At 60.6% G+C, this 3,392-nt stretch carries 5 protein-coding genes; 4 read left to right on the top strand and 1 reads right to left on the bottom strand.

Translation table 11 applies throughout. The features are described 5' to 3' along the window. A partial coding sequence (locus tag JNL55_RS33245; RefSeq protein WP_293864949.1) for a glutathione S-transferase N-terminal domain-containing protein occupies positions 1-167 on the bottom strand: 167 nt, incomplete at its 3' end. A 692-nt stretch (positions 168-859) separates the two neighbouring features. Here JNL55_RS33245 and JNL55_RS33250 point away from each other — a divergent pair. The 4 genes from JNL55_RS33250 to JNL55_RS37585 all read left to right on the top strand — a co-directional run. After that, positions 860-1,372 (top strand): flavin reductase family protein, encoded by a 513-nt coding sequence (locus tag JNL55_RS33250; RefSeq protein ID WP_293864940.1) that lies wholly within the window; start codon positions 860-862, stop codon positions 1,370-1,372. Further along, positions 1,369-2,022, top strand: coding sequence for an ADP compounds hydrolase NudE (gene nudE / locus JNL55_RS33255; protein WP_293864943.1), 654 nt, complete (start codon positions 1,369-1,371; stop codon positions 2,020-2,022). The genes JNL55_RS33250 and nudE overlap by 4 nt, the downstream gene beginning before the upstream one ends. 250 nt (positions 2,023-2,272) lie before the next feature. Continuing rightward, a complete protein-coding gene (locus JNL55_RS33260) occupies positions 2,273-3,259 on the top strand; it encodes a hydroxymethylglutaryl-CoA lyase (RefSeq protein ID WP_293864946.1) in 987 nt (328 codons plus the stop codon). 42 nt (positions 3,260-3,301) lie between these two features. Beyond that, a partial coding sequence (locus JNL55_RS37585; protein ID WP_415923213.1) for a CoA transferase occupies positions 3,302-3,392 on the top strand: 91 nt, incomplete at its 3' end.

Genomic DNA, 3,392 nt, shown 5'->3' on the forward strand with positions numbered 1-3,392 from the left:
ACCGGCACCGTGCCCTTCGGTGATGCTCGCAACATCTCGGCTGGCTTGTCGCGTAACGCGACTTCTACTACGCGAAAACCTTGCGAACTTACGTCGAGTGCCAGCCGCGCCCGCATGGCGTAGGGGCAGCGTCGAAACGAGTATAGGGTGGGGAGCGGCGTCTGCATGACGCTCGAAGTATACCTGGTGGCGGCGATCCTCTAGTGAATGGTTAGCTGATAGGTGCTCGAAGCGATGCCCGAGGACGTCGTCGAACTACAGCTCGACAGGCTGCCGTTGGACGCGACTGAACATCGCGCTGGATAGGCGGTCGCGATCATGCTGCCTGTGTTGCCGGTCCACGGTAGTTCGTCACCGCGGGTGTGCCGGCCACGGCGCAGGCGTCCAGCCGACCCCGGCATAGCTGGGATGCGAAGAAGGTAACGGGGGGGGGCGTCTGTCGCCGCCGCAGCGACCGAATCCCAGCCGCCGTGCGATGTTGGTCGCGAGGAATGGGGCCGGTAGTAATGCTTCTTGAAAAAAATGGTATCAAACGAATTCTGGTTCACTTAAATAAGTTCTGAGCATGACGACAACGGCCACCGCCATGTAACCCAGTCATGACCTGTTCGAAACAATTTTGGAGACTGGGCGCACGCCGCGTCGATAGGGCCGCGGGCCTTCACGGGTTGTCAGAGCAACGCTATAGCGGCTTGGTCAGTGAGTAGTTACTCGATTGTTACTTCGTTGCTGGTTTCATTGCTCATTTCTCACTCCTGGCAGCGTATCGCGCCTTGCTTGAGCTGGTAAGATTCTGTCCGAAGCTGCATTTGCAATGTTTCTTGTCGCTACGCTGATCTGAGTTGCCGATTAAAAGAAAGTGATTGACGCAGATACCTACAAGGCCACGATGCGCCAGCTCGCCGCGGGCGTGATTGTCATTACGACAGAACTGGAAGGGCGGCCGCATGCCATGACTGCGACGGCGTTCACGCCGTTGTCGCTCGACCCGCCGATGGTGCTGGTGTGCATTCATCGCAGCAATGACACGCATCGAGCGCTGAGTGCGGCACACAGTTTCGGTATCAATATCCTCAGTGAATCGCAGGCCGCGCTGGCGACTCGATTCGCCGGAAAGTCGGTGGCACGTTACAACTTCGATGACGTTGCCAGATTTCGTGGCCCGCGTGGCACGACATTGTTGTCGGATTGCGCAGCCGTCCTCGAAGCGCAGCGTGCTGAGCCGGTCGATGCCGGAGATCACACCATCTTTCTCGCACACGTGACCTGGGCGCAGGTGAACAGCGGCGTTGCACCGCTGGTGTATCACAAGGGTGCCTATCAGGTGTTGCAGCCATTGCCGCCGTTGGCGATCAGCGCAACCGGAACATGAGTATGTCGTCGACGCAGCGTCTGAAAGTAAGTTCGGTTGCGTCGCCGCTGTCTGCAGTGCCGCCTGCGAAGGCCGTGCCGGAGATTCTGCACCGACGCATGGCGGCCCAATCCAGAATGTTTCAAATCGAGGCCGTGCAGCTTCGATTCGATGGCGGTGCCGAACGTGAGTACGAACGCATCGCTGCGCCCGCGGCGGTGGGAACCGTCATCGTCGTTGCCGCTCCAGCGCCCGGCGAATTGCTGCTGATCCGGGAATATGCCGTCGGCCTGGAACGCTATGAATGGAGCTTGCCCATGGGCGGGGTGAACAGCGGTGAGACGCTGCTGCAAGCGGCGAATCGAGAGCTGCGCGAAGAAACCGGATTCTCGGCTCGCTCGTTGACACCGCTACACACACTATCTCTCGCGCCTGGCATCTTCGCTTATCAGGCGCAGGTCGTACTGGCGACGGACCTGGTCTTCGATCCTGCGGTGGGCGACGAGCCCGAGACGCTAGATGTGGTCTCTTGCTCGTTCGAACAGCTGCAGACGCTCATTTTTCGCGGCGAATTCACCGAGGCGCGCAGCTTGGCGTCGGTGTTCATCGCCCGCGAGTGGTTAGCGCGGCGTGATGGTGACGCTGCCCTCCATTCCATCCGCTCGCGGTAACGCTCAGCGCTCACCTGACTGGCGTATCACGGTGCAGGGACTCTAAAACCACCGAGTTTCAGATAGTGCCGGCGAAGCGGCGTCTGACTCGGTGCGCTCCCGACCCTTCGGCTGCGTCGCCGGAGTTGCGAACTGGTATGCCAGATCCCGATAACACCGTTTCACAAACGGCAATTGCCGCGGCAGGGAATCTGACTCGACAATGCAAGCCTCTGCAGTGTCGATGGCTCAGCCAACGCAATAGATGTCCATGCACGCGCCAACAATCAATGGGGAACTCGCTGCCACCGCCGATGCCGCGCCATCGGTAAGGGTACGCGAGGTCGGCCCCCGAGATGGCTTGCAGGCGGCAGGCGGCATTATGCCCACAGCCACGAAGCTGCGCTGGATCACAGCGATGGCGCGAGCAGGACTAAGAGAGATGGAGGTTGCGAGCTTCGTGCCACCTGCGACGCTGCCACAGATGGCCGACGCGACAGAGCTGACGCGAAGCGTCCGCAGAACACTTCCATCATTGCGTGCAATCGTGCTCGCGCCGAATTTTCGCGGCTTGCAGGATGCCGTGGCGGCTGGGGCACGACAAATAGTAATTCCGGTGTCGGCAAGTCAAGCCCACAGTCAAGCGAATGTCCGCCGCTCCATCGAGCAACAGATTGCCGCCGTCGCACAGGCGACCGCTTGGGTCCGCACTTTACCCGAGGCTCCACGCATCGAAGCGGGGGTGGCGACGGCATTCGGTTGCTCGCTGCAAGGTGTGGTTAGCGAGCGCGATGTTGTCAGCACCGCTGTTGGACTCGTTGAGGCTGGCGTGGATGTCGTTTCGCTTGCCGACACGCTTGGCTATGCGACGCCGTCGCAGGTGAAACGACTGGTGAAAGCCATTCGCTCCGAAGTTGGCGAGCAGCGCTTCGGCAACTTGCATCTGCACGACACGTTGGGAACCGCGCTGGCAAACATCTGTGCCGCTTTGGAAGAGGGCGTGCAGGGCTTCGACAGTTCGCTGGGCGGGTTTGGCGGATGTCCTTACGCACCCGGCTCGGCCGGCAACGTGGCGACGGAAGACGTTGTTTATTTGCTGGAGTCTGAGGGCTTGGACACCGGCATCGATCTGCGTGCCCTGATTGCGGCAGGGGACGAACTGCGTGCAGCGATGCCGGAGGAGCAGTTCCACAGCCGAATTGTTTCAGCAGGGATTCCACGCACCTACCAATCGGCGCGTGGCTGCGGTCATTCATAGGGAAAGAAGATGTCTGTTGTGGACTCCACTGCTGCCCGGCCGATGCCTCTCGCTGGCATCCGCGTTTTGGAACTGAGCCACATGGTCATGGGGCCCTGCTGCAGCATGGTGCTCGCCGACCTGGGCGCCGATG

The organism is Steroidobacter sp., assembly GCF_016790065.1.
Taxonomy (GTDB): Bacteria; Pseudomonadota; Gammaproteobacteria; order Steroidobacterales; family Steroidobacteraceae; genus Steroidobacter.